Source organism: Stenotrophomonas sp. C-A (assembly GCF_054030835.1).
Genome location: NZ_CM132916.1, coordinates 996,492 through 1,019,258, shown reverse-complemented (window position 1 = coordinate 1,019,258; position 22,767 = coordinate 996,492). Strand labels below are relative to the sequence as shown.

At 67.2% G+C, this 22,767-nt stretch carries 24 protein-coding genes and 1 tRNA gene; 6 read left to right on the top strand and 19 right to left on the bottom strand.

The genetic code is table 11. From position 1 onward, the window contains the following. Positions 1–35 precede the first annotated feature (35 nt). Positions 36–599: a hypothetical protein gene (locus tag ACW5IY_RS04770; RefSeq protein ID WP_049434332.1), complete on the top strand. Its 564-nt coding sequence runs from the start codon at positions 36–38 to the stop codon at positions 597–599. Positions 600–684: 85 nt separating this feature from the next. Here the strand turns inward: ACW5IY_RS04770 and ACW5IY_RS04765 are convergent. The 14 genes from ACW5IY_RS04765 to ACW5IY_RS04700 all read right to left on the bottom strand — a co-directional run bounded on the left by ACW5IY_RS04765 (position 685) and on the right by ACW5IY_RS04700 (position 11,970). Next, a tRNA-Val gene (locus ACW5IY_RS04765) sits at positions 685–759 on the bottom strand. Between the two features lie 133 nt (positions 760–892). Continuing rightward, positions 893–1,246 carry a PilZ domain-containing protein gene (locus ACW5IY_RS04760; protein WP_046982794.1) on the bottom strand — a complete coding sequence of 118 codons (354 nt, stop codon included), beginning with the start codon at positions 1,244–1,246 and terminating at the stop codon, positions 893–895. Further along, positions 1,243–2,199 (bottom strand): DNA polymerase III subunit delta', encoded by a 957-nt coding sequence (locus tag ACW5IY_RS04755; RefSeq protein WP_049434331.1) that lies wholly within the window; start codon positions 2,197–2,199, stop codon positions 1,243–1,245. The genes ACW5IY_RS04760 and ACW5IY_RS04755 overlap by 4 nt, the downstream gene beginning before the upstream one ends. Continuing rightward, positions 2,196–2,861, bottom strand: coding sequence for a dTMP kinase (gene tmk, locus ACW5IY_RS04750; protein WP_049434329.1), 666 nt, complete (start codon positions 2,859–2,861; stop codon positions 2,196–2,198). Before tmk ends, ACW5IY_RS04755 begins: the two co-directional genes overlap by 4 nt. Then, a complete protein-coding gene (gene mltG / locus ACW5IY_RS04745) occupies positions 2,858–3,919 on the bottom strand; it encodes an endolytic transglycosylase MltG (protein WP_049434327.1) in 1,062 nt (353 codons plus the stop codon). Before mltG ends, tmk begins: the two co-directional genes overlap by 4 nt. Positions 3,920–4,043: 124 nt before the next feature. After that, positions 4,044–5,408, bottom strand: a complete 1,365-nt coding sequence (locus ACW5IY_RS04740) for an aminodeoxychorismate synthase component I (protein ID WP_049434325.1) — start codon at positions 5,406–5,408, stop codon at positions 4,044–4,046. Between the two features lie 101 nt (positions 5,409–5,509). After that, positions 5,510–6,772: a beta-ketoacyl-ACP synthase II gene (gene fabF, locus ACW5IY_RS04735; RefSeq protein ID WP_049434323.1), complete on the bottom strand. Its 1,263-nt coding sequence runs from the start codon at positions 6,770–6,772 to the stop codon at positions 5,510–5,512. A 143-nt stretch (positions 6,773–6,915) separates the two neighbouring features. Next, complete coding sequence (gene acpP, locus ACW5IY_RS04730; RefSeq protein ID WP_005415509.1) at positions 6,916–7,155, bottom strand: acyl carrier protein; 240 nt, start codon at positions 7,153–7,155, stop codon at positions 6,916–6,918. 152 nt (positions 7,156–7,307) lie between these two features. After that, on the bottom strand, positions 7,308–8,051 hold the full coding sequence (gene fabG, locus ACW5IY_RS04725; protein ID WP_004146899.1) for a 3-oxoacyl-ACP reductase FabG: 744 nt from the start codon (positions 8,049–8,051) through the stop codon (positions 7,308–7,310). An 82-nt stretch (positions 8,052–8,133) separates the two neighbouring features. Continuing rightward, positions 8,134–9,078 (bottom strand): ACP S-malonyltransferase, encoded by a 945-nt coding sequence (gene fabD / locus ACW5IY_RS04720; RefSeq protein ID WP_049434321.1) that lies wholly within the window; start codon positions 9,076–9,078, stop codon positions 8,134–8,136. Between the two features lie 151 nt (positions 9,079–9,229). Continuing rightward, positions 9,230–10,012 (bottom strand): BUD32 family EKC/KEOPS complex subunit, encoded by a 783-nt coding sequence (locus ACW5IY_RS04715; RefSeq protein ID WP_049434319.1) that lies wholly within the window; start codon positions 10,010–10,012, stop codon positions 9,230–9,232. Between the two features lie 77 nt (positions 10,013–10,089). Continuing rightward, positions 10,090–11,067: a beta-ketoacyl-ACP synthase III gene (locus ACW5IY_RS04710; protein WP_049434317.1), complete on the bottom strand. Its 978-nt coding sequence runs from the start codon at positions 11,065–11,067 to the stop codon at positions 10,090–10,092. A gap of 91 nt (positions 11,068–11,158) precedes the next feature. Further along, positions 11,159–11,353, bottom strand: a complete 195-nt coding sequence (gene rpmF, locus ACW5IY_RS04705; RefSeq protein ID WP_004154640.1) for a 50S ribosomal protein L32 — start codon at positions 11,351–11,353, stop codon at positions 11,159–11,161. 107 nt (positions 11,354–11,460) lie between these two features. Further along, positions 11,461–11,970 carry a YceD family protein gene (locus tag ACW5IY_RS04700; RefSeq protein ID WP_010483828.1) on the bottom strand — a complete coding sequence of 170 codons (510 nt, stop codon included), beginning with the start codon at positions 11,968–11,970 and terminating at the stop codon, positions 11,461–11,463. A 113-nt stretch (positions 11,971–12,083) separates the two neighbouring features. Between ACW5IY_RS04700 and ACW5IY_RS04695 the strand changes: the two genes are divergently transcribed. Beyond that, positions 12,084–12,653 (top strand): Maf family protein, encoded by a 570-nt coding sequence (locus ACW5IY_RS04695; protein ID WP_043398220.1) that lies wholly within the window; start codon positions 12,084–12,086, stop codon positions 12,651–12,653. A gap of 112 nt (positions 12,654–12,765) precedes the next feature. Here ACW5IY_RS04695 and ACW5IY_RS04690 read toward each other — a convergent pair whose 3' ends face one another. Further along, positions 12,766–14,601, bottom strand: coding sequence for a glycosyltransferase family 39 protein (locus tag ACW5IY_RS04690; RefSeq protein WP_049434314.1), 1,836 nt, complete (start codon positions 14,599–14,601; stop codon positions 12,766–12,768). Between the two features lie 42 nt (positions 14,602–14,643). On the opposite strand from ACW5IY_RS04690, the gene ACW5IY_RS04685 reads away from it, so the two are divergent. The 4 genes from ACW5IY_RS04685 to ACW5IY_RS04670 are packed head-to-tail and all read left to right on the top strand — an operon-like array spanning position 14,644 to position 19,010. After that, complete coding sequence (locus ACW5IY_RS04685) at positions 14,644–15,597, top strand: AAA family ATPase (protein ID WP_043398214.1); 954 nt, start codon at positions 14,644–14,646, stop codon at positions 15,595–15,597. 23 nt (positions 15,598–15,620) lie between these two features. Further along, a complete protein-coding gene (locus ACW5IY_RS04680) occupies positions 15,621–16,544 on the top strand; it encodes a DUF58 domain-containing protein (protein WP_032952475.1) in 924 nt (307 codons plus the stop codon). Then, positions 16,537–18,486, top strand: coding sequence for a transglutaminase TgpA family protein (locus ACW5IY_RS04675; RefSeq protein ID WP_049486831.1), 1,950 nt, complete (start codon positions 16,537–16,539; stop codon positions 18,484–18,486). The genes ACW5IY_RS04680 and ACW5IY_RS04675 overlap by 8 nt, the downstream gene beginning before the upstream one ends. Beyond that, a complete protein-coding gene (locus ACW5IY_RS04670; RefSeq protein WP_049434310.1) occupies positions 18,483–19,010 on the top strand; it encodes a Slp family lipoprotein in 528 nt (175 codons plus the stop codon). Before ACW5IY_RS04675 ends, ACW5IY_RS04670 begins: the two co-directional genes overlap by 4 nt. 152 nt (positions 19,011–19,162) lie before the next feature. Here ACW5IY_RS04670 and ACW5IY_RS04665 read toward each other — a convergent pair whose 3' ends face one another. The 4 genes from ACW5IY_RS04665 to dnaX all read right to left on the bottom strand — a co-directional run bounded on the left by ACW5IY_RS04665 (position 19,163) and on the right by dnaX (position 22,658). Beyond that, complete coding sequence (locus ACW5IY_RS04665; protein WP_014646179.1) at positions 19,163–19,522, bottom strand: histidine triad nucleotide-binding protein; 360 nt, start codon at positions 19,520–19,522, stop codon at positions 19,163–19,165. 66 nt (positions 19,523–19,588) lie between these two features. Next, positions 19,589–20,188: a recombination mediator RecR gene (recR, locus tag ACW5IY_RS04660; protein WP_049434308.1), complete on the bottom strand. Its 600-nt coding sequence runs from the start codon at positions 20,186–20,188 to the stop codon at positions 19,589–19,591. Positions 20,189–20,270: 82 nt separating this feature from the next. Further along, positions 20,271–20,591, bottom strand: coding sequence for a YbaB/EbfC family nucleoid-associated protein (locus ACW5IY_RS04655; protein WP_004154630.1), 321 nt, complete (start codon positions 20,589–20,591; stop codon positions 20,271–20,273). Positions 20,592–20,597: 6 nt separating this feature from the next. Next, positions 20,598–22,658: a DNA polymerase III subunit gamma/tau gene (gene dnaX, locus ACW5IY_RS04650; protein WP_049434307.1), complete on the bottom strand. Its 2,061-nt coding sequence runs from the start codon at positions 22,656–22,658 to the stop codon at positions 20,598–20,600. Positions 22,659–22,767: the final 109 nt, after the last annotated feature.

Genomic DNA, 22,767 nt, shown 5'->3' with positions numbered 1-22,767 from the left:
CCGCTACAATCGCGCAGGGAACGCAGGAGGCCGCAATGGACGCCGAACACCTGGAGTATTTCAAGGCCGCCCTGGAGGGCCGCGCAAGCGTAGGCTGGAACGTCTGGTTCGCCGCCAACCAGCACGCGCTGGCACAACAGCTGAGCCGCCCTGCACTGCTGCGCTTGAAGTTCAGCAAACTGGATGAAGCCGAACGCTTGCTCGCCCAGGCCGGCATCGTGCCCCGCAGCACCGCGGGCAAGCGCTACGAAATGTACTGCGCGCAGTTCGCGGCAGACGTGGTGGACGCGAACGGTCGCCCGCTGCCAGCCCTCTGGCGCGCAGCGCACGGCGGTGCCATTGGCCTGCTGGCCGATGGCGAGCGTGAGGCCGGCCAGGCGAAGCTGCTCGTGGAGTTCCGCCGCGCCCGCAAGCGTGGGTTGCAACAGGGCCACGAATGGTTGGCCGATCTGTGCTTTGAAGGCGAGATGGAACTGACCAGCGGCAATGCCGAGGTGGGCCGTAGCCTGCTGGCGGTGGTGGTGCAGGCCGGCAGCGGCAACGACCTGCTGGATGCAACGGCGATGATCGCGCGCGCGCTGTTGGACGAACACGGCTGAGACAGGGTCCGCTGCCCGTCGGCCCAGCAGAATCGCAGGCAACAAAAAAGCCCCCATTGCTGGAGGCTTCTTTCGTTCTGCAACATGGTGGGCGGTACAGGGATCGAACCTGTGACCCTTGCCGTGTGAAGGCAATGCTCTACCGCTGAGCTAACCGCCCGGTGTGTTGCTGAGCCGCTCATTATAGGGGCTTTTCAGAGGCCGTCAACAGTTTTTCACATTCGTGTTCACGGGTGTTTCCGGGGTCCGCAGCCGAGCATGGCTCGGCTCTACAGAAAGACCCCGGTGCTACCTCACATCGTATGGGTCGGCTTGTCCGAACCGGTCAGACCGGCCAGCAGGGTCTCGATCTTGTGGCGCACGCCCTCGCCTTCCGCGCCCTCGGCCAGCTGCACACCGATGCCGGCAGTGCGGTTGCCCTGCGCACCGGCCGGGGTCACCCAGATCACCTTGCCGGCCACCGGCAGGCGCTCGCTGGAATCGGGCAGGGTCAGCAGCAGGAACACTTCGTCGCCCAGGAAGTAGCGCTTGGGCGTGGGCACGAAGATGCCGCCGTTCTTCACGAACGGCATGTACGCGCTGTACAGCGCGGCTTTGTCCTTCACGGCCAGGGACAGGATGCCCTGGCGGGCGTTGCTGGCACTCATCGATTTCCCCTTGCGGCAGGCCGCTCGTTCACCTTGTTCCAGGCCAGCAGCAACTCGACCACCGCAAGGTCTGCACGCACCGTGGTGCGCAGCAGGTCGCGGGTGCGGTTGGCCGCATCGAACCAGGCTGCAAGCTTGTGCAATCGCTCCGGCGTGGTCAAGGCATCGGTGCTGGCCTGGGTCAGCGCCAGGTCGGCGGCAAAGCGCAGGCGCAGCGCTGCGTTGTCATCGCCGCACCACTTCTGCGCCAGTTCCACTGCACCGGTCTTGCCGGCCGCCAGCTGTTCCAGCTCGCGACCTACTTCACGGCGCAGGCTCAGGCCATCCTCGCGCAGCCAGTTGTCGGCCTGGCCGGGATGCCCGCGTGCAGCCTCCAGCGCTTCGCGCGCCGACGCCTCGCTATGGCCCTGCTGCTGCAGCCAGGCCAGCGCCTCGTGCTGCGGCGGCAGCTTGAACTCCAGGCGCTGGCAGCGGCTGCGGATGGTCTGCGGCAGGCGCGCCGGGTCGCTGCTGATCAGCCACAGGTAACGGCCCGGCTGCGGCTCTTCCAGGGTCTTCAGCAGCGCGTTGGCGGCCGAACGGTTGATTGCATCGGCCGGGTCGACGATCACCACCTGTGCCACGCCGTACTGCGGGGTCAGCGCCAGCTTGTCGGTGATCTCGCGCACCTGCTCGATGACGATCTCGGTGCGCAGCTTGTCGCCGCTCTTGTTCGGAATGAAGCTGACCAGCTGCAGGTCCGGATGGGTACCCGCAGCGATCAGCTGGCGCGTGCGCGTGGCATGCGCGGCATCACCGCGGGCCAGCACGTGGTCGGCCAATGCCAGCGCCACCTCACGCTTGCCCAGCCCGGCCGGCCCGCAGATCAGCAGGCCATGGCCGAGGCGACCGGCATCGAGCGCGGCCACGGTCTGGTCGAACGCGCGCTGCTGCCATGGCGAGAACGTACTCATGCGCCCTCCCCGTCCTGCAGCCAGCGCTCGACACATGTGACCACATCAGCGGCCACGCGCGCCTGCTCCTGGCCCGCATCAATCAACGCAAAGCGCTGCGGGTCCTGCTGCGCACGGCTGCGGAATACTTCGCGTACGCGCTGGAAGAAATCGTCCTGCTCGCTCTCGATGCGGTCCGGCCACAGGTCACGGCCGTTGGCGCGCGCGCGGCCGACGGCCACGTCCACATCCAGCAGCAGGGTCAGGCCCGGCAACAGGCCGACCGCACGTCGCTCCAGATCGGCAATCCACTGCGGGTCGAGGCCACGGCCACCGCCCTGGTAGGCGTAGCTGGAATCGGTGAAACGATCACTCAGCACATAGGCACCGCGCTGCAGTGCCGGCTGGATCACCTGGCGCACATGCTGTGCGCGCGCGGCGAACACCAGCAGCAGTTCGGCTTCGGCACTGAGCGGCTCTGCGGCGATCTCGGCATCGGGCTTCAGCACCAGGCCGCGGATGCGCTCGGCCAGGGGCGTGCCGCCCGGCTCGCGGGTCAGCACCACTTCATGACCGTGGCTGCGCAGGCACTCGCGGATGGCGTTGATGGCGGTGGTCTTGCCCGCGCCCTCGCCGCCTTCCAGGCTGACGAAACGCGGGTGGCGAAGCAGCGCGGGACTCATTGCGCCGGGGTCTCCTTGGTACGTTGCTGGCGCAGCTGCTGCAGGTAGCGGGCGACTGCGGCGTTGTGCTTGTCCAGGCTGGGCGAGAACACGTGCGCGCCACTGCCATCGCCCACGGCGACGAAGTACAGCGCGTCGCCCGCTGCGGGTTGCGCGGCGGCCATCAGTGCATCGCGGCTGGGCATGGCGATCGGGGTCGGGGTCAGGCCGGCACGGGTATAGGTGTTGTAGGGCGTATCGGTGGTCAGGTCGCGGCGGCGGATGTTGCCGTCATACGCGGCACCGATGCCGTAGATCACGGTCGGGTCGGTCTGCAGGCGCATGCCGATCTTCAGGCGGCGCATGAACACGCCGGCAATCTGCGGGCGCTCGCTGGCCAGCGCGGTTTCCTTCTCGATGATCGAGGCCATCGTCAGCAGTTCGTAGGGCGTGTTGATCGGCAGGTCCGGCGCACGGCTTTCCCAGGCTTCATCCAGCGCCTTTTCCATCGCGGCGTGGGCGCGCTTGAGCACGTCCAGGTCACTGTCACCGCGCTGGTAGACGTAGGTCTCCGGCAGGAAGCGGCCTTCCGGATGCTGGCCACCGAAGCCCAGGCGCTGCATCAGCGCGGCGTCATCAAGATTGTCGGTGGTGTGCAGCAGCGGCTCGGCGCGCTTGAGCGCGGCACGCAGCTGGCGGATGTTCCAGCCTTCGATGATGGTGACGCGGTGCTGCAGCACCTTGCCGGCACGCATGCGCAGCAGCAGCTCGCGCGGGGTCAGGTCGCCGCTGAGCGCGTACTCGCCCACCTTCAGCTTGCCGGCGGCATCGAGCTGGCGCGCCAGCAGCTGCCACTGGGCATCCTGGCCCTCGTCCACGCCGGCATCGCGCAGCTTACGCAGCACGCTGTTCATGCCATCGCCACTGGCGATGACCATGCTCTCGGCAGTCGGGGTGATCGGGGCATCGGCGAACCGGGTCTGCTGGTAGAAGAACCACGCGCCCGCGCCAGCCACGACGGCGGCCAGCACCACCACCAGCGTTACCACGAACAGACACCCGCGCTTGGCTCCCGCCATGGACTACCTCTGAACTCGATTCCGTCGTGCAGGATACCGTGCCGGTGGTGTGGGGTCATGACCGGGGCCACACACCCGTGCCGACCAACGGTCGGCACCCACACCGAAGCCGAACCGGCGGCCGTCAGCCTTGCTGGCCGAGCGCGCGCAGCAGGCCGCGGGCCTTGGCGCGGGTCTCGTCCAGTTCCTTGTCCGGGTCCGAATCAACCACGATGCCGGCGCCGGTGCGGAAGCTCACCTCGTGGCCATCCACTTCGGCGGTGCGGATCAGGATGTTCAGGTCCAGGTCGCCATCCCGGTTCAGCCAGCCGAAGGCGCCGGTATAGGCGCCGCGCGGCACCTGCTCCAGTTCGCTGATGATCTGCATGCAGCGCACCTTGGGGCAGCCGGTGATGGTGCCGCCCGGGAACGTGGCGGCGATCACCTCGCCGGGCGTGACCTCCGGGCGCAGATGGCCACTGACGTTGCTGACGATGTGGTGCACATGGGCGTAGCTCTCCACGGTCATCAGCTCGTCGACCACCACGGTGCCGGGCAGGCAGATGCGGCCCAGGTCGTTGCGCTCCAGGTCGATCAGCATCACGTGCTCGGCGCGTTCCTTGGGGTGGCCCACCAGCTCCTGGATGCGCGCTGCGTCATCATCGCCTTCGAAGCGCGGGCGGGTGCCGGCAATCGGCCGGGTCTGCGCATGGCCAGCATGCACCGAGACCAGGCGTTCGGGCGATGAACTGACCACGTGGCGGCCGTGGGCGGTGAAAAGCCCGGCGAACGGTGCCGGGTTGGCACGGCGCAGCTGCGCGTACAGCGCCTGCGGGCTGACCGGCGCAGCGAACTGCGCGCTCCAGCGCCGCGACAGGTTCACCTGGAACACATCGCCGGCACGCAGGTAGTCGATCACCCGGCGCACGCCGTCGGTGAAGCGCTGCGGCGCATCCTCGGCCACCGACTGCGGCGGCTGCCAGCCCTGCCCGGCTTCGGGCAGCGCGGCCGAAGCCAGTGCCACCAGCGCGTCCAGCAGCGCCTGCTCGCCGGCTTCGGCGATGACGAAGCTGGCATCGTTGTGATGGTCGTGCAGCACCGCGGCCGGGCAGCGCAGTGCCAGCGCGGTCGGGCGGCCGTCCTCGCGCGCACGCGCCGGCAGAACCGGTTCGATCTGGCTGGCCACTTCGTAATCCAGCATCAGCGCCCAGCCGCCACGGAACGGCAGGCTGTGGCTGCCGTCGTGCAACAGGCGCTCGCGCTGCCAGGCACGGTCCAGCACCTGCAGGAAGCTGCCAGCGTGTACCGCATCATGCTGGTCACGCACCTGGCCGTCGGCGTCCAGCCGCAGGCCCTCGCCCTGCGCGGCCAGCAGCAGGCTCCAGCGGCCTTGGGCGGTGCCCGAGGCGGTGGATTCCATCAGCAGCGGGAAACGCGCCGGGTCGTGCTGCTGCAGCGCCAGCAGATCGATCGGATGCGGCAACGGGTGGATCAGCGGTGCGTGGGTCATGGCAGCCAGTTCGGGGGATCAGATGCACGGAAGCCGCCTTGCGGCGGCCTCCTCGTGCGTAACGCACGTTCAGTCGAGCATGGCTCGACGCTACAACTCGGTCAGACGCGCTTGAAGATCAGCGTACCGTTGGTGCCGCCGAAGCCAAAACCATTCGACATCACTACGTCCACCTTGGCCTGGCGTGCTTCGTTGGGCACGTAGTCCAGGTCGCAGCCTTCGCCCGGCTGCTGCAGGTTGATGGTCGGCGGAATGACGTTCTCCTGCAGCGCCATCACCGAGAAGATCGCTTCCACGCCGCCGGCAGCACCCAGCAGATGGCCGGTCATCGACTTGGTGGAGCTGACCATCATCTTGTAGGCGTGGTCGCCGAAGGCGGTCTTCATCGCCATGGTCTCGCCCAGATCGCCCAGCGGCGTGGAGGTGCCGTGCGCGTTGAGGTAGCCCACCTGTTCCGGGGTCACGCCGGCGTCCTTCATGGCCATGGCCATGCAGCGGGCGGCACCTTCGCCGTTCTCGCTCGGTGCGGTCATGTGGTACGCGTCGGAGCTGGCGCCGAAACCGGCCAGCTCGCAGTAGATCTTCGCGCCACGCGCCTTGGCGTGCTCGTACTCTTCCAGGATCAGGATGCCGGCGCCGTCGCCCAGCACGAAGCCGTCACGGTCCTTGTCCCACGGGCGCGAGGCCTGTTCCGGGGCATCGTTGCGGGTGCTCATGGCCTTCATCGCGCAGAAGCCGCCCAGGGCCGTCGGCGACGAGCCACGCTCGGCACCACCGACCACCATCACATCGGCATCGCCGTACTGGATCATGCGCATCGCGGTACCGATCGAATGGTTCGAGGTCGCGCACGCCGACACCGCCGAGAACGACGGGCCCTTCAGGCCGGTGATGATGCTCAGCTGGCCCGGCAGCATGTTGATGATGGTCTTGGGCACGTAGAAGGGCGAGATCTTCTTGCCCTCGTGGAACTCGATGGTCTGCTCTTCGATGCCGAGCAGGCCGCCGATGCCGGCGCCGACGATGGCGCCGATGCGTTCGGCATTGGCGTCGGTGATCTCCAGGCCCGAGTCGTGCAGGGCCATGAACGAGGCACCGAGGCCGTAATGGATGAACGGGTCCATCTTCTTGGCATCCTTGCCGCTGACCCGGAATTTGCCGAACAGTTCATTGTCGGCGGTGATGTCGAATCCCTTGACCTCACCTGCAATCTTGGTGGTGAACCGATCCAGATAGGCATCAGAAACGTTGGTCAGCGGACCGATGCCCGAACGACCATGGGTGATGCCTTCCCAGCTGCTGGCCAGATCATTGCCCAACGGCGAGACGATACCCAGGCCAGTTACGACGACGCGACGCTTCATTGCTGATTCTCCTGGCCCGGATGGTTTCAACGGGCAACTCGGTTTGCTTCGGTGTGATGCTCAAACACACGGGGCCGCAACAGCGGCCCCATGGGGTGCGGTGCGCGGCGAGCGTGAACCCGCGCGCGCACTGCCGTCTGACATCAGGCCTTGACGTGGGCCTTGATGTAGTCGATGGCGGCCTGCACGGTGCTGATCTTCTCGGCTTCTTCGTCCGGGATCTCGCACTCGAATTCTTCTTCCAGGGCCATCACCAGCTCGACGGTGTCCAGCGAGTCAGCGCCCAGGTCATCGACGAACGATGCGCTGTTGGTGACTTCTTCTTCCTTGACGCCAAGCTGTTCGACGACGATTTTCTTGACGCGTTCTTCGATGGTGCTCATGGGATCTCGCTCCAGATGGAGTTGTGGTTCAAAAGTGGTCGCCATCAAAGGCGATGGCCGTGGGATAGTGTAGTGGAAACCGGCGCGGCCTTGCATCGCAGCAAAAACCTCAGCAGATCAACCACTTGCGGCGCAATCCCTGCGCCCCTTGCTTACGGCATGTACATGCCACCGTTCACATGGAGGGTTTCGCCGGTGATGTAACCGGCAGCCGGGCCGGCCAGGAAGGCCACCGCATGGGCGATGTCTTCCGGCGAACCCAGGCGTTCGAGGGCGATGTCGTTGATCAGCGCGGTACGCGCTTCTTCCGGCAACGCCTTGGTCATGTCGGTGTCGATGAAGCCAGGTGCGACAACATTGACGGTGACACCGCGCGAACCGATTTCCTTGGCCAGCGACTTGCTGAAGCCGATGATGCCGGCCTTGGCGGCAGCGTAGTTGGCCTGGCCGGCGTTGCCGGTCACGCCCACCACCGATGCGATGTTGATGATGCGGCCCTTGCGCGCCTTCATCATGCCGCGCATCACCGCCTTGCTGGTGCGGAACACGCTGGTCAGGTTGGTGTCGATGATCGACGCCCAGTCCTCGTCCTTCATGCGCATCAGCAGGTTGTCGCGGGTGATGCCGGCATTGTTGACCAGGATCGAGATCGGGCCGAATTCCTTGGCGATGCCGTCCAGCACGCTGTCCAGCGCAGCCGCGTCGGTGACATTCAGCGCGCGGCCGTGACCACCGTGGGCGGCCAGGCGCTCACCGATCGCGGCAGCGCCGGATTCGGTGGTGGCGGTGCCGATGACGGTGGCGCCCTGGGCGGCCAGCAGATCGGCGATGGCGGCACCAATGCCACGGCTGGCGCCGGTGACCAGTGCGATTTCACCCTGCAGGGGCTTGCTCATGATGTTTTCCTCAGGCTGGGGCGGCGGCCGCACCCGTGCCGCGTGCAGCGGCCACTGGTACGGTCGGCAGGAACAGGGGGGATCAGGCCGACCATGCCTCGCGGGCGGCTTCGAAGTCGCCCGGCGTGGCCAGCGAACGGCCGTCGATGGCCTTGTCGATGCGCTTGACCAGGCCGGTCAGCACCTTGCCCGGGCCGCACTCGGCGATCTGGGTGACGCCACGGCCAGCCAGCGCCTGCACGCAGCCGGTCCACTGCACCGGCTGGTACAGCTGCTGGACCAGCGCGGTACAGATCGCGTCGATGCCGTCATGCGCCTTGGCGTCGACGTTCTGCACCACCGGCAGCTGCGGCGCCTGCCAGGCCAGGCCGGCCATCACTTCGGCCAGGCGGTTGGCGGCTTCGCGCATCAGCGGGGTGTGCGAGGGCACGCTCACGGCCAGCTTGACCGCCTTGCGCACGCCCTTCTCGGCCAGCAGCGCCAGCGCGCGGTCGACCGCATCGGCATCGCCACCGATCACGATCTGGCCCGGCGAATTGAAGTTGGCCGGCACCACCACCTGGCTGCCTGCCGCTTCAGCGCAGACGTCCAGCACCAGCTGGTCTTCGGCGCCGAGCACGGCGGCCATGGCGCCGACACCGGCCGGTGCGGCTTCCTGCATCAGCTGGCCGCGCAGGCGCACCAGGTGCGCGCCGTCATGCAGGCTCAGCGCGCCAGCGGCAACCAGGGCGGTGTACTCGCCCAGGCTGTGACCGGCCAGCACCGACGGGCGCGGACCGCCCACGGCGTTCCAGGCGCGCCACACGCCGATGCTTGCGGCCAGCAGGGCCGGCTGGGTGTATTCGGTGCGGTTGAGCATTTCCTCCGGGCCGCCCTGGGACAGCGCCCACAGGTCGACGCCGGCACCATCGGATGCCTCGGTGAAGGCGTCACGCACCTGCGGGTGCAGTTCGGCCAGCTCGGCCACCATGCCCACAGACTGCGAGCCCTGGCCGGGGAAGACAAAAGCGAGGGTGGATAGGGTCACGCGGTCATCCGCTTGTTGCAATCGAAGCGGGCCATGATAAGGGGGAACATGCCGTGTCGTCTGTACGTGCGCGTATGCACGCGTATGGTGAATGGCTGTCGCAACACGCTGGAGATCCGGGGCCGGATGCCTCTCCGACCCCAGCCGCTGATCAGCAGAACAGCTGCAGGACGTCCAGATCGCCGTCGGCGAGGAAATCCACGCACAGGCCCACCAGCATCAGTACGCCAGCGGTGCTGGCGCCATGGGCGATGAAAATGGAGTGAGCCAGCGCGCGCGCTGAGCGGCCCAGCTTCATGCAGACCCGGGCCAGGCTGCGCAGGCGGCCACTGACCGCGTGCACGTGCTCGCGCACCGGCGCCTGGGCATCGCCCATCGCCTGGGCCATCATCGCCTGCAGGTGTTCGGGGCGGTCGGCGTAGTACTTGGCCACGCCATAGCCGAACATCAGCCAGTCGCGGGCCTGCGCTTCGGACAGATCCATCACTTCCAGCGGATCTTCCTCGAAGTCGATGAAACCGACGTTCTCGCCATCCCAGGTGAGATTGCGCGGCAACGGCTGGCCGAAATAGGCGCCGCGCGCATGCGCTGCGGCAATGGCCAGCATCGCCGCCATCACCAGTCGGTCGCGACCTGCGTCGTCGGCTTCGCGCAGGCAGGTATTGAACGAACTGCCGTTGTCGCCGATCACCAGCGCGGCATGGCCGGTGCCCAGCACGTCGGGCACGTTCACGCCCTGCGCCTGCAGTTCTGCAAGGCGACGGGCTTCGGTTTCGCGCGCGGCGTCGCCGCCACGGTGCGGCGGTGGGCGCAGGGCGTCCAGATGAAAACGACGGGCAACAAAATTGAGCAGGCCAAGGGCCAGCGCCCGGCTTCCCTTGCCGTACTGCTTCAGCCAGGCACGTTGCCCTTCGATGACGATGGGCTCAACCATGACAGGTCCTCCTTAAACGCGTTACGGCCCCAGAGGGGCCGCAACGACAAAGCTTCACGTTGTCGTAACTTGCACTATCAATAGCGCAGCAGAGCCGAACCCCACGTGAAGCCGCCGCCGAAGGCTTCCAGCAGCAGCAGCTGGCCACGTTCGACCTTGCCCGAACGCACGGCGGCGTCCAGCGCAAGCGGCACCGAGCCGGACGAGGTATTGCCGTGCTTGTCGACGGTCACCACGACCTGGTCCATCGACATGTCCAGGCGCTTGGCGGTGGCTTCGATGATGCGCAGGTTGGCCTGGTGCGGAATCAGCCAATCCAGGTCGGACTTGTCCAGGCCGTTGGCGGCCAGGGTCTCGTCCACGACCGAGTCCAGCGCCTTGACGGCGTACTTGAACACGTCGTTGCCCTTCATGTTGATAGTGCCGCCGCCATTGGCGCCGTCCTTGAAGCCGGTCGAGACACCGACCGGGTTCCACAGCAGCTCCTTCTTGCTGCCGTCGGCATGCAGGTGGGTACTGAGGATGCCGGTCTCTTCATCGGCCTTGAGCACGACGGCGCCAGCGCCATCGCCGAACAGCACGCAGGTGGTGCGATCGTTCCAGTCGACCATGCGGGTCAGCGTTTCGGTGCCGATCACCAGCACATGCTTGCAGTCACCGGAACGGATGAATTTGTCGGCCACGCCCAGCGCGAACACGAAGCCCGAGCAGGCGGCGTTGACGTCAAAGGCAGGGCACCCCGCAACACCGAGCTTGGCCTGGATCAGGCACGCGGTGGACGGGAAAATGAGATCAGGGGTGGTCGTGCCGACCACGATCATGTCGAGCTGCGAGGCATCGATGCCTGCGGCTTCAAGCGCGCGCAGGGCGGCGTTGTAGCCAAGGTCGCTGGTGGTTTCGCCTTCGGCCGCGATGTGCCGTTCACGAATTCCGGTGCGCGACTGGATCCACTCATCCGAGGTTTCGACCATTTTTTCCAGGTCGGCGTTGGTCAGGACTTTTTCCGGCAAATAGCTACCGGTGCCCGCGATCCTCGAATAGATCCGCTTGCTCATCATGTTTCCTGTTGCGCGGGCCGCCGATCACCGGCACACCCGGGGAAGAAGGCAAAGGCCGCTGCCCGGAGGCAGCGGCCTTCCCGGCACATCAATCTTCTTCGACGGCCGAGGTCTTGGTCTGGATGACCTTCTTGCCGCGGTAGAAACCATCGGCAGTGATGTGGTGACGCAGGTGCACTTCGCCGGTGGTCGGGTCGGTCGACAGCTGCTTGGCGCTCAGGGCGTCATGCGCACGACGCATGCCGCGGCGGGACGGGGTGACACGGGATTTCTGCACAGCCATGGGATTGCTCCAAACTCGGTTCGTTTTGCTTCGTCGTATCGTCGCGCAGGACGCCAGCGCCCAGCACACTTTCGCTTTCGCCGCAGCCGCCGACGACAATCCGGCTGCTATTGTTTCTTCAATGCCGCCAACGCCGCGAACGGGTTGGCCTTCTTCGTTTCTTCTTCGCTCGGCGCCCAGTCCTTGTCGACTGCTTCACCGTCGGGCGACAGCGGTACCACCGGCACCGCCAGCACCAATTCGTCCTCGACCAGATCCAGCGGCTTCAGCTGGCCATCTTCCGGCACCAGCAACGCCTCGTATTCCTCCGGCAGGGACGATTCCTCGTCCTCGTCGCGGATCAGGCCAAGCCTCTGGGTCACCTTCACCGGCAACAGGAATCGCTGCATGCTGCGCTGACAGGTCAGCGGCAGCGCGGTGTCGATGGTCAATTCCACATAGGATACCCGCAAGACGTCGTCGCGACCGAATTCAAGCGAGTAATTGCACTCACCGTCGGTATCTGCGACCAACCCCTGCAGGCGGGTCAATTCAGCCAGGGACACCTGACCGTCGAAGCGCCTTCGCGCTACAACCATCCGCCAGGCATCCAGCGTTTCGGGCACGTTCGCGGACATAAGCCGCTGAATACTAAGGATCGGGGCGGCGACTGTCAAATGCCCGCCATACAGGACTTGCTGCTGGCGCTGCGGACACGCCAGACTGCCATGCCCTGCCCCGGTATTCTCGCATGTCACTGGTCCTGGCCTCTACCTCCCGCTACCGCCGCGAGCTGCTGGAACGGCTGGGCCTGCCCTTCGACTGCGCACGTCCGGACGTGGATGAGACTCCCTTGAACGGGGAGGCTCCGCTGGCCCTGGCCACCCGCCTGGCCGCCGCCAAAGCGGCCGAGGTGGCGTCCCGCCATCCCGGCGCGTGGGTGATCGGCTCGGACCAGGTCGCGGACCTGAACGGCCAGCCGCTGGGCAAACCGGGTACGGTCGAGGCCGCCTGTGCGCAGCTGGCAGCGATGTCGGGGCAGATCGTCCGCTTCCACACCGCCGTCTGTCTCAGTCGTGACGGAGAATCATTCACGGCCGTCGATCTGACCGAAGTCTGCTTCCGCACACTGGAACCGGACGAAATCGCCCGCTACGTAGCCACCGAACAGCCGCTGGACTGCGCTGGCAGCTTCAAATGCGAGGGCCTGGGCATCAGCCTGTTCGACGCCATCGACAACCGCGACCCGACCGCGCTGATCGGCCTGCCGCTGATCGCGGTATGCGGATTACTGCGCAGGGCCGGTTTCGCGGTGCCCTGAACGCTCCCGCCAACCTGTAGAGCCGAGCCCATGCTCGGCTGCTTTTCGCTGGGCACCTGCCATCTGCAACAAAAGCAGTCGAGCATGGCTCGACTCTACAGAAGCAGAGGACTCAACGGACCTCGAACGGCTGCTCCTGCCATTGCTCCACGCTGCCGTCGCGGCCGTGCAGGCGCAGGCCCAGCCAATGCCGGCCCGGCGCCAGCGTGGCGGTATCCAGCGACGCATCAAAGCCCACCGCCGGATGCTGCGGATCGGTACTGTCCGGCCAGGTGTGGCGCACGTCGAACACACGCCCATAGCGGGCGTCACCGATCGAGCGACCATCGACCAGCACTTCGACGCGCGCCAGGCCGACACCATCCTTGAACGCCCAGCCCTTGATCGCGAGCGTGCCGGATACCTTCTCACCATTGGACGGCGCGTCCAGCCACGCCATCGCCGGCGTCACGCACGGCCCTTCCGCGCGCTGCACCGGCAGCCGGAACAGCAGGAAGCGCTGGAACCCGTGATCACTGCTGACCACGCGTGGCGCAGGCAACGGCCCCACCTGATCGCAGATGGCGTGATAGCGCTCCAGCAGTTCGCGATAGCGCTGGTCGCTGGGTGACAGCACCAGCAGCATCGGCACCGTGCGCTCGCCCTCATGCAGCAGGTCCCACTGCGCCAACTGTGCGGTCCGCCCATGCTTGTCGTTGAGCGGATGCGGCAGTACCTCGATGTTGCCATTGCCGAGCTGGAAACCCAGCTCGGCGCCAACCTTGAAGTTGCCAGCCAGCACGCGCGTCCCTTCCGGCATCTGCCGCAGCTCTTCATGGACCGCTACCGCCAGTGGCTGCCAGCCGGCGAAATTGCGCGGGTAGTACTTGCTGCCGGCCATCTGCTCGCGCAGTGCCGGCGTGGATGCCATCAGGTAGTAGCCGAAGGCCAGCACCATGCCCGCGCCGGCCAACCACCAGCCGGTGCGGCGCAGCCAGCGCGGCCAGCCGTTGAGCACCACCGGCACCGCCACCAGCAATGCGAGGTAGCCCGGCAGCGGCCAGTGGAAGCTGATCCGCTCGACGTCAGTGAAGAAGCCGAGCACGAAAATGCCCAGCGTGGATACGCCACCCACCAGGCCGAAATAGCGCCACTGCACGCGCGCACCGCCACCGCTCCGGGTTCCTGCCAGCGCCACCTTCCACATCGCCATGCACAGGATCGGCGTCACCAGCATCGGCTGGATCACCAGGAACCACAGCCCGCCCCATTCAAACGCCCAGGGATGACGCTCGACCACCTGGAATTTCAGGCCGGCATCGTGGTTGTCCGCATTCCACGCCAGCAGTGGCAGCCATGCCAGCACGCCCACCGCCAATGCCACCCACACACGCGGATCGGCCAGCATGCGCCGCCCCTGCGGCAATGCCAGCAGCGCGATGAAGCCGACACCGATGACACCGATGAAACGGTAGTGGCTGAGTGCACCGATCAGCAGGCCCAGCGCCAGCTTCATCGCCGAGGAGGCATCCACGTTGTGCAGCAGGCGCGCACCGGCGTGCAGGCAGATCACTGCCGCCAGCGCCATCGGCACGTCCGGCACCGCCAGCAGGCCCAGCGTCGCCGACAACGGCATCAACAGCGTGAGGCTGCCTGCCTGCCAACCGGCCACATTGCCGAACCAGCGCGTGGCCGTGCGCACCACCAACAGCGGTAGCAGCGCACCGATGGCCAGGAACGGCAGGCGCAGCGCGAGCACGTGATGCCCGCCGATCTCCACGCCCAGGCGGGCCAGCCAGGCAGTCAGCCCGGGCAGATCCGAATAGGCCGCGGCCAGATGCTGGCCTTCCTGCCAATAGAACGCTTCGTCGACGAACAGCGGCAGGCGCGCGGCAACGATCAGCTTGGCCGCTGTGACCAGCGTCCATAACCAGAGAAATATCGTCCGTGCGCGCTGTTCGCCTTGCATTGCTCTATGGATAATCGAGTGGATTCCAGATCTGAGACGATCATGCCAGCTTCGTCCCCCAATCCCAGCATGCTAACCGATCAATTGCGTCAGGCCCTGCGGGAGGCACAGGATCAGGTGAACGCACTGGTACTGGGCAAGGTGCCGGAAGTCAGGCTGGCGTTCGTCGCATTGCTGTCCGGCGGCCACCTGCTGATCGAAGATCTGCCCGGCCTGGGCAAGACCACGCTGGCGCATGCGCTGGCCAGCAGCCTCGGCCTCAGCTTCCAGCGCGTGCAGTTCACCTCCGACCTGTTGCCCGCCGATGTGCTGGGCGTGTCGGTGTATGAAGCCGGCAGCCGCCAGTTCCAGTTCCACCCAGGCCCGGTGTTCACCCACGTACTGCTGGCCGACGAGATCAACCGTGCACCACCGCGCACGCAGAGCGCATTGCTGGAAGCGATGGCCGAACAACAGGTCACCCTGGACGGACAGACGCATCCACTGCCCGACCCGTTCTTCGTGATCGCCACGCAGAACCCGGTGGACCTGTCCGGCACCTTCCCGCTGCCGGATTCGCAGCTGGATCGTTTCCTGCTGCGGCTGGCGATGGGCTACCCCAGTGCCCAGGCCGAACGCGAACTGCTGCGTGGCAGCGACCGCCGCGACCTGATCGCGCGCGCCGTACCGAAACTGGATGACACCCAGGTGCGCGCGCTGCGCGACGCGGTGAACCAGGTGCATGCCAGCGACGCGCTGATCGACTATGTGCAGGCCCTGCTGACCCGCAGCCGCCAGCACGCCGGCGTGCGCGTCGGCCTGTCACCACGCGCCGGCCTGGCATTGCTGCGTGCGGCCAGGGCACATGCCCTGCTGCTGGGTCGCGGGCATGTCGTGCCCGAGGACGTGCAGACGCTGTTCGTCGCAGTGGCTGGTCACCGGCTGGTGGCGGAAGCCGAGTCCAGTTCGGGACCGGCACTGGCGCGCGCGATCCTGCAGACCGTCGCGGTGGATTGAGCGTGGCCACACCCTGGGCACGCATGCAACTGCTGGCACGGCCACGCAGGCCCGAAGCCTTGCCGAAGCGGCTGGACCGCCATCGCATCTATGTGCTGCCCACCCGCTTCGGCCTGTTCGTTGCCACCCTGCTGGTGGCCATGCTGCTGGGCGCGCTGAACTACAACAACAATCCGGCGCTGCTGCTGGCCCTGCTGCTTGCGGCAGCGGCCATCGCCAGTGCCATTGCCGCGCATCTCCAGTTGTCCGGCGTGCAGATCGATGCGATCTCGGCCGAGCCGGTACCGGCCGGGCAACCGTTGCGCCTGCGCGTAGACCTCTCACTGCGTGATCCGCGTGCGCGGCACGGCCTTCATCTGCAGCTGGGTGACAGCAACGCCTGGACCTCGCTGCCTGCGCACGGCCGTGGCGAAGTGGAACTGGACGTTCCCAGCGAACGCCGGGGCTGGCTGGAACTGCCGCGTATCCGCCTGTCCACCACCCAGCCGCTGGGCCTGGTGCGGGCATGGTCGTGGGTGTGGCCGGAACAGCCGCTGCTGGTCTACCCGCTGGCCGAGGCCGTGGCGCCTGCACTGCCGGAGAGCGGCAGCGATCCGCTGCATACCCGTGCCCATGCCAGCGGCGAGGAGCTGCATCAGCTGCGCCCCTACCGGGCGGGCGATGCGCCGCGCAGCATTTCCTGGAAGCACTCGGCGCGCCGCGACAGCCTGCTGGTGCGAGAGTACGAAAAGCCGGTCGGCATCGAAGTGATCCTCGACTGGCGCTCATTGGCGCCGCTGGGCCATGAAGCACGCATCGCTCGATTGGCGCGCTGGGTGGATGTGGCCGAACGCGAGGGCCGCCGCTACACCCTGCTGCTGCCTGCGCACCCGCCGTTCGGGCCCGGCCAGGGCGCCAGCCATCATCACCTGTGCCTGCGCGCGCTGGCGCTGATGCCGCATGACTGAGACCCCGGCCCTGCTCGACCGCAATGCCCGCAACTGGACCCTGGCCAGCGCGGCGCTGGCACTGTTGCCGTTGCTGCTGCAGCTGCCACCACTGCTGGCGGGCGTGATCGCGCTGGCAGCGATCATCACTGCCGCCCTGTCGTGGCGGACAGTGTTGCCGATGCCGGTACGCCTGCTGCTGGTGCTGGGCATGCTCGGCGCCATCGTCTGGCAGATGGGCGTGGTGCGCCCAGGACGCGATACCGGTTGCGCGCTGCTGGCCGCGATGCTGGCGATCAAGTCCAGCGAGCTGCGCAGCCTGCGTGATGCCCGCAGCCTGCTCGGCTTCGCGCTGTTCTCGCCCTTTGCAGCATTCCTGCTCGACCAGGGGCCGCTGACAACAGCGCTGGCCGCGCTGGCCGGGGGCAGCGCACTGATTGCACTGCAACGCCTGGCGCAGGATGAAGGCCATGCTGGCCGCCTGTCACTGCGTGGGCAGCTGCAGGGTGTCGGCCGCCTGTTGGCGATCGGCCTGCCGCTGGCATTGGCCTGCTTCTGGCTGTTCCCCCGACTGGCCACACCACTGTGGGGTATTCCCGAACGCGCCGTGGGTACACCGGGGCTGTCCGACAGCATGGAACCCGGCCAATGGCTGGACCTGATGGCCGACGACAGCCCGGCGCTGCGCGTGCAGTTCTTCGGCGCTCCGCCCGAGCCGGCGCAGCGCTACTGGCGCGGCCCTGTACTGACCGCCTTCGATGGACGGCGCTGGACACGCGACCGTGCCAGCGCGCGGCGACCTGCTGCAGTGGTTGCAGCGGGTACACAGGGCTGGGACTACCAGATCGACTACGAGCCCACCGACCGCCGCCAGCTGGTGGCGCTGGACCTGCCCAGCCGCGCACCTGCGGGCAGCATGCTGGATGCGGACATGAGCCTGAGCAGCGAACGCCCGCTGGCCTCGCTCAGCCGCTGGCGGTTGCATTCGGCCCCGCCACTGCGCTTCGACAGCACGCTGTCGCCCTATCTGCGCCGCGCGACGTTGCAGCTGCCGGCTGGCTTCAACCCGCGCACTGCCACGTTGGCGCAGCAATGGCGGCAGGACGCTGGCAGCGATGACGAGGCCATCGTGCGCCGCGCGCTGCAGTGGATCACCACCGATTTCTCGTACACGCTGGATACCCCTGCGGCAGGGCGCGACCCGATCGACGAGTTCCTGTTCGGCTACAAGGCCGGCTTCTGTGAACACTTCAGCTCGGCCTTCGTGGTGCTGATGCGCAACGCCGGCGTCCCGGCGCGGGTGGTGACCGGTTTCGCTGGTGGCACCCGCAACCGCATCGGCGACTACTGGGTGGTGCGGCGGATGGATGCCCACGCCTGGGCCGAGGTATGGCTGCCGCAGCGCGGCTGGGTCCGGGTTGACCCGACCGCAGCCGTGGCACCGGAACGCATCCTGGACACCCTGGATGACCGCCTGCAGGCCGGCACGGACACACCACTGCAGCAGCGTTGGCTGCAGCTGGGCCAGATGGGCGACTGGCTGCGCCGCGGCTGGAACGATCTGGTGCTGTCCTTCGATGCGCGCCGCCAGCAGCAGCTGCTCAAGCCGTTCGGGCTGGACGATCTGGGCCCCGGGCAGCTGGTCGCTGGCTTCGTGGTGGCCGCACTGCTGGCGCTGGCGTGGATGGCCTGGCTGCTGGCCCGTGGCGAGCGCGAACGCGACCCGCTGCTGCGCGCCTGGCACCGGCTCGGACGGCGCTACGCCCGCCTCGGCCTGGCCCGTGAACCGCACGAAACCGCACAGGACTGGGCACAGCGGGTACACCGGCAGCGCCCCGACCCGGCCCTGCTCGCACTCAGCCAGCGTTTCGCCGACGCGCGCTACGCTGGAACTTGCACCGACCTCGCTTCATTATTGCGGGACCTGCGCAGGCATCGCCCGACTTCCGGAGCCTCCCCATGAACACCAAGTTCCTTCTCACCGCTGTGGCCACGCTGGCCCTGTCGGCCTGCGCCACGGCCCCCAAGCCGCTGCAGGGACAGTTCAGCCTGGTCTCCCCTCGCGACTCGGTCGCTACCCAGCAGGTCGGCACGCCGGTCCGTTGGGGCGGTCGCATCATCGAAACCAAGCCCGGCCAGGGCGAGACCTGCTTCCAGATCATCTCGCGCCCGCTCAATGGCAGTGGCCGCCCGAACACCACCTCGTCCGACGCCAGCGACGGCCGCTTCATCGCCTGCCGTGCAGGCTTCTACGACCCGGCGGTGTTCGAAGCCGGTCGTGACGTGACCTTCATCGGCAAGATCGACGGCTACCAGAACACCCGCATCGGCGAGTACGACTACCGCCTGCCGAAGCTGTCGGCCGATGTGATCTACCTGTGGCCGGAACAGCGCCAGGTCGACGTGGCGCCCTACCCCTATGGCCCGTGGGGCCCGAGCCCGTATGGCCCGTACTGGGGCGGCTATGGTCGCTGGGGCTGGTGGTGATCATCACCGCACAGGCATGACGGAAAAGGCCGCCCTCGGGCGGCCTTTTTTCATCCACGCATGGCGTGGATCTACAGCGGGGCGCTCCTGGCGCTCATGCGTGATCTACGCCGGGAAACGGTAGATCCACGCCATGCGTGGATACCGGGCGCTCAACGTCCCGGGGTACCGAAGTGCCCCAGCGGCGCACCGGCCAGCAGATGCATGTGGATATGGAACACGGTCTGGCCGGCATCCTCGCGGCAGTTCATCACGATGCGGTAGCCGTCCTGTGCGAAGCCTTCGCGGCGCGCGTACTCGGCGGCAGCCAGCGCCAACTTCCCGATCAGGTGCGCCTGCGACGGCTGCAGGTCATCCAGGGTCGGAATGATCTCGTTCTTCGGGATGAACAGCACGTGCACCGGCGCCTGCGGTGCGATGTCCTTGAAGCCCAGCACCTCGTCATCCTCGTAGACGATGGTGGCCGGGATCTCGCGACGGATGATCTTGCTGAAGAGGGTTTCGTTGCTCATGGTCGGCCTCGGCGGGGATGTCTCCCGCATTGTAGGCCGCTCACGCCCGGCCATGCCGGCCGTTGCTCAATCGCGGAATTCGCTGCGCGTCCCGAACGCGTGCGACAGCGTGCCACGATCGACGTATTCCAGTTCGCCGCCCAGCGGCAGGCCCTGCGCCAGGCGGCTGGGCTGCACCTTGCGTGCGCGCGCCAGCTGCGCGAGGTAATGCGCGGTGGCCTCGCCCTCGACAGTGGCGCTGGTGGCGATGATCAGCTCCTGCACCTCGCCTTCGGCCAGCCGTCGCTCCAACTGCTCCAGGCCCAGCTCGCGCGGGCCGATGCCATCAAGCGGCGATAGGCGGCCCTGCAGCACGAAGTAGACACCGCGGAAGCCGGTGGCGTTTTCGATGGCCAGGCGGTCGGCCGGCGATTCGACCACACACAGTTGGCTGCGCTCGCGGCTGCTGTTGGCACAGGTCGGGCACAGCTCGGTTTCGCTGAAATCGCGGCACTGCGCGCAGTGGCCGATGCGTTCCACCGCCAGCGCCAGCGTTTCGGCCAGACGCTGGCCACCTTCGCGCTCGCGTTCGAGCAGGTAGTAGGCCATGCGCTGCGCCGTCTTCTGGCCGACGCCAGGCAGCACCCGCAACGCGTCGATCAATTGTTCAAGCAGGGGTGCGGACACGGCGGCATGCTTTGATGGCGTCGAGCAGGCTCGACAGCTACAGGGTCCGTGGCACCCGGTTACACGGGTGCCACGCTGAAAATCAGAACGGCAGCTTCATGCCCGGCGGCAGCTGCATGCCAGCGGTGGCCGACCCCATCTTCGACTTCGACTCGGCATCGATCTTGTTCGAGGCATCGTTGAAGGCGGCGGCGATCAGGTCTTCCAGCATCTCCGGGTCGCTGGCCAGCGACGGGTCGATGCGCACCTTGCGGCATTCCTTGGCACCGGTCAGGGTCACGCTGACCATGCCGCCACCGGCGCTGCCGGTCACTTCGATCTTGGCGATTTCTTCCTGGGCCTTCTGCAGGTTTTCCTGCATCTTCTGGGCCTGCTGCATCAGTTGGGCGATGTTGCCGCGCATAGTGTCTTACTCGTCAAAAGAACGGATGGAATCGGAAACAACCCGGGCGCCGTGCTGCTGGATCAGCACCTGCACTTCCGGATCGTCCATGAAAACAGCCTCTGCCACCTGCTGCCGCTCGCCACGCTGGCGATCGGCACGCTGGTGCAGGGTCTCGGCCGGAACGTGTTCGGTTTCCACGGTCTCGACCACGATCTTCGGCGCCTGGCCGAGGGCCTTCTCCAGCATCTCGCCCAGGGCGGCCAGCGCGCGCTCCGAGCGCAGGTATTCAAATCCGGGCGAAAGGCCCAGTTTCAAGGTCCCGTGCTGGCAACTGATGAAGGCAGCGTTGGCCGCCAGCTGCCGCGACGGGCCGCTCAGGCCGCTGTTGGCAACCAGATCCAGCCAGTCCTCGGCGCTGGCCAGGTCGCTGACACCTTCCAGCGGCGCGGTCCCCTGCACTGGCGCGGGCTCGGCCGGCGCGATGGCAATGCCTTCAGTGCGGAACGGGCGCTCGGACGGCGCAGGCTCGCCGGGAGCCGCGACGGGAGCTGGCGGTTCATGCCAGGGCGCCACCATGGCGGCGTCCGGCCCAGCCATCTCGGCCGCCAGCGCCTCGTCACGCGCCTCTGCTTCGTCGGTGGCCCACGGCGGCAGGTCGTCGCCCGCTTCTGCTTCAACGGATGGCGGCGCCGCTGCTTCGGCCTTCACCGGCGGCGGCGACACCGGCTCCTCCACCGGAACCGGCTCGGGCTCCGGCGTCGGCTCAGGGTCGGGTTGCGGGACCGGGACCGGCTCCGGTTCGGGTTCAGGTTCGCGCGGCGCGGCCTGCACCGGAGCGGCAACCTGCGCTGCCACGGTCGGGCTTGCCGAAGCGGCGGCAGTCGCCGGCGCCGCTTCGTGGGTACCCGCACCGCTGCCGCCCCCGGCAGCATTGCCGCCCGGCGCATTGCCTGCACCGTCCACCGACTTCGGCACTGGCGGTACTGCCGCAGCCGGACGGAACGCCAGCATGCGCAGCACGGCCATTTCAAAGCCCGCGCGCGGACTCGGCGCCAGCGGCAGGTCACGACGGCCATTCAAGGCCATCTGGTACCAGAGCTGCACCACTTCCGGGCGCAGGCGTTCGGCGAACACCGTCGCGTCCAGGCCTTCGGCAGCCGCTGCGGCACCCGGTACCAGCTGCTGCACCTGGATGCGATGCAGGCCTTCGGCCAATGCTTCCAGCACGCCACTCCAGTCGGGCGAGAATTCGGCCAGCGCGGCCACCACCTGCAGCAGGCGCGGGCCATCACCCTCGGCCAGCGCATCGAGCATCGCTGCCACCTGGGTGCGGTCGACCGTGCCCAGCATGGTGCGCACCACGTCCTCGCGCAGCGCGCCGCCGGCGTAGGCGATCGCCTGGTCCAGCAGCGACAGGCCGTCACGCAGGCTGCCATCAGCGGCCTTGGCCAGCTGCACGATGGCGCTGCCGTCAGCCTCGATCTCTTCTGCCGCTAGGATGCGGGTCATCTGGCCCTGGATCTGGTCCTCGTCCAGGCGCTTGAGATTGAACTGCAGGCAGCGGCTGAGCACGGTAACCGGCAGCTTCTGCGGGTCGGTGGTGGCCAGCAGGAACTTCACGTGCTCCGGCGGTTCTTCCAGCGTCTTCAGCAGCGCATTGAACGCCGCCTTGGACAGCATGTGCACTTCGTCGATCAGGTAGACCTTGTACTTGCCACGCGAGGGCATGTACTGCGCGTTCTCGATCACCTCACGCACGTCATCCACACCGGTGTTGGACGCGGCGTCGATTTCCAGCAGGTCGATGTAGCGGCCGGCGTCAATGTCCAGGCAGGCCGCACACTGGCCACACGGATCGGCGCTGGTGCCCTGCTCGCAGTTCAGCGACTTGGCGAAGATGCGCGCGATGGTGGTCTTGCCCACGCCGCGGGTGCCGGTGAACAGGAACGCGTGGTGGACCCGGCCGCTGTCCAGCGCGTTGCTGAGCGCACGGACCACGTGTTCCTGGCCCACCAGCTCGGCAAAACGCTTCGGACGCCACTTGCGGGCAAGGACGAGGTAGGACATCAGGCCACCGTTTTCCATCGGATGTTCCATTGTGCCATGCCTGTCCAGCCCCCTCGCCTCCGGCACGTCCTTCGCAGGCTCCTGGCTGGGGTGCTTGTGAAGTGCCGCGCAGCCCGCTAGAATCTGC

What these genes read in the sequence shown, in the direction of transcription:
- ACW5IY_RS04685 (WP_043398214.1), top strand. Translation starts at nt 14,644, where the DNA reads ATGCCAGCTTCGTCCCCCAATCCCAGCATGCTAACCGATCAATTGCGT.
- ACW5IY_RS04755 (WP_049434331.1), bottom strand. Translation starts at nt 2,199, where the DNA reads ATGAGTACGTTCTCGCCATGGCAGCAGCGCGCGTTCGACCAGACCGTG.
- ACW5IY_RS04760 (WP_046982794.1), bottom strand. Translation starts at nt 1,246, where the DNA reads ATGAGTGCCAGCAACGCCCGCCAGGGCATCCTGTCCCTGGCCGTGAAG.
- rpmF (WP_004154640.1), bottom strand. Translation starts at nt 11,353, where the DNA reads ATGGCTGTGCAGAAATCCCGTGTCACCCCGTCCCGCCGCGGCATGCGT.
- ACW5IY_RS04695 (WP_043398220.1), top strand. Translation starts at nt 12,084, where the DNA reads ATGTCACTGGTCCTGGCCTCTACCTCCCGCTACCGCCGCGAGCTGCTG.
- fabF (WP_049434323.1), bottom strand. Translation starts at nt 6,772, where the DNA reads ATGAAGCGTCGCGTCGTCGTAACTGGCCTGGGTATCGTCTCGCCGTTG.
- ACW5IY_RS04690 (WP_049434314.1), bottom strand. Translation starts at nt 14,601, where the DNA reads ATGCAAGGCGAACAGCGCGCACGGACGATATTTCTCTGGTTATGGACG.
- ACW5IY_RS04770 (WP_049434332.1), top strand. Translation starts at nt 36, where the DNA reads ATGGACGCCGAACACCTGGAGTATTTCAAGGCCGCCCTGGAGGGCCGC.
- mltG (WP_049434327.1), bottom strand. Translation starts at nt 3,919, where the DNA reads ATGGCGGGAGCCAAGCGCGGGTGTCTGTTCGTGGTAACGCTGGTGGTG.
- tmk (WP_049434329.1), bottom strand. Translation starts at nt 2,861, where the DNA reads ATGAGTCCCGCGCTGCTTCGCCACCCGCGTTTCGTCAGCCTGGAAGGC.
- ACW5IY_RS04675 (WP_049486831.1), top strand. Translation starts at nt 16,537, where the DNA reads ATGACTGAGACCCCGGCCCTGCTCGACCGCAATGCCCGCAACTGGACC.
- ACW5IY_RS04665 (WP_014646179.1), bottom strand. Translation starts at nt 19,522, where the DNA reads ATGAGCAACGAAACCCTCTTCAGCAAGATCATCCGTCGCGAGATCCCG.
- fabG (WP_004146899.1), bottom strand. Translation starts at nt 8,051, where the DNA reads ATGAGCAAGCCCCTGCAGGGTGAAATCGCACTGGTCACCGGCGCCAGC.
- ACW5IY_RS04740 (WP_049434325.1), bottom strand. Translation starts at nt 5,408, where the DNA reads ATGACCCACGCACCGCTGATCCACCCGTTGCCGCATCCGATCGATCTG.
- ACW5IY_RS04715 (WP_049434319.1), bottom strand. Translation starts at nt 10,012, where the DNA reads ATGGTTGAGCCCATCGTCATCGAAGGGCAACGTGCCTGGCTGAAGCAG.
- ACW5IY_RS04700 (WP_010483828.1), bottom strand. Translation starts at nt 11,970, where the DNA reads ATGTCCGCGAACGTGCCCGAAACGCTGGATGCCTGGCGGATGGTTGTA.
- acpP (WP_005415509.1), bottom strand. Translation starts at nt 7,155, where the DNA reads ATGAGCACCATCGAAGAACGCGTCAAGAAAATCGTCGTCGAACAGCTT.
- dnaX (WP_049434307.1), bottom strand. Translation starts at nt 22,658, where the DNA reads ATGGAAAACGGTGGCCTGATGTCCTACCTCGTCCTTGCCCGCAAGTGG.
- ACW5IY_RS04670 (WP_049434310.1), top strand. Translation starts at nt 18,483, where the DNA reads ATGAACACCAAGTTCCTTCTCACCGCTGTGGCCACGCTGGCCCTGTCG.
- ACW5IY_RS04680 (WP_032952475.1), top strand. Translation starts at nt 15,621, where the DNA reads ATGCAACTGCTGGCACGGCCACGCAGGCCCGAAGCCTTGCCGAAGCGG.
- ACW5IY_RS04655 (WP_004154630.1), bottom strand. Translation starts at nt 20,591, where the DNA reads ATGCGCGGCAACATCGCCCAACTGATGCAGCAGGCCCAGAAGATGCAG.
- ACW5IY_RS04710 (WP_049434317.1), bottom strand. Translation starts at nt 11,067, where the DNA reads ATGAGCAAGCGGATCTATTCGAGGATCGCGGGCACCGGTAGCTATTTG.